Source organism: Actinacidiphila acidipaludis, from assembly GCF_019890725.1.
GTDB lineage: Bacteria > Actinomycetota > Actinomycetes > Streptomycetales > Streptomycetaceae > Actinacidiphila > Actinacidiphila acidipaludis.
Genome location: NZ_JAINZZ010000149.1, coordinates 1 through 656, shown reverse-complemented (window position 1 = coordinate 656; position 656 = coordinate 1). Strand labels below are relative to the sequence as shown.

The 656-nt window shown below is 67.5% G+C and carries 1 protein-coding gene; it reads right to left on the bottom strand.

Annotated features, from left to right (window positions below):
- Positions 1-38: 38 nt before the first annotated feature.
- The coding region (locus K7862_RS37080; RefSeq protein WP_222970210.1) for a transposase at positions 39-656 on the bottom strand (618 nt) is incomplete at its 5' end.

Genomic DNA, 656 nt, shown 5'->3' with positions numbered 1-656 from the left:
CGGCCCTGTCTCACATTCGGTGGTAGCGGCGGGTGACGTTATCCGAGGAGGATGCGGTGGCGGAGGAGGGTGAAGCCTGCTCGGCCGTGCATCTGGCGCGCGATTCGCTTGGTCTTGGTGTTGACGCCTTCGGTGGGTCCGTTGCTGTACGGAAGTGTGAGCGCGGCGTTCACAGCGTCGCGGTCTCGGTCCAGGCCCCGGGTGAAGGCGTGCAGATGGGGCAGATCGGCTGAGCGAACCTCGACGATCCAGCGCGAGAGCCCGTCAGCATTTCTTGCGCAAGGCGTCAGGAGTGTGGCGAAGCCCCTGACAGCGGCGGCCAGTTGGGTCATCTCGGGGCATGCGGCGGTGAGCCGTGCCAGAAGATCGTGATGTTCGGCCTTGAGGTTGTCGGGCCTGGTGAGGATCGTCCGGGCGAGCCGGCGCGGGTAGATGTGGCTGCGGTCGGCGTCCGCGCGGCCCTGATTGATGTACTTGTGCAGGAGGTTCAGGCAGCCGGTGAACCCGAGGGCCTTGATCTCTTCGAGCAGGTGCTGAACGGGGACGGCCGGGTCCTCGGCCCGGCGTTTGCGCAGGTGCTCGCGGTAGGGGTCGACGAGGCTGGCGCGGTATTTGGGGACGCGGAGCATCCGCTCGGGCCGGTCGGCCCGCGCGTA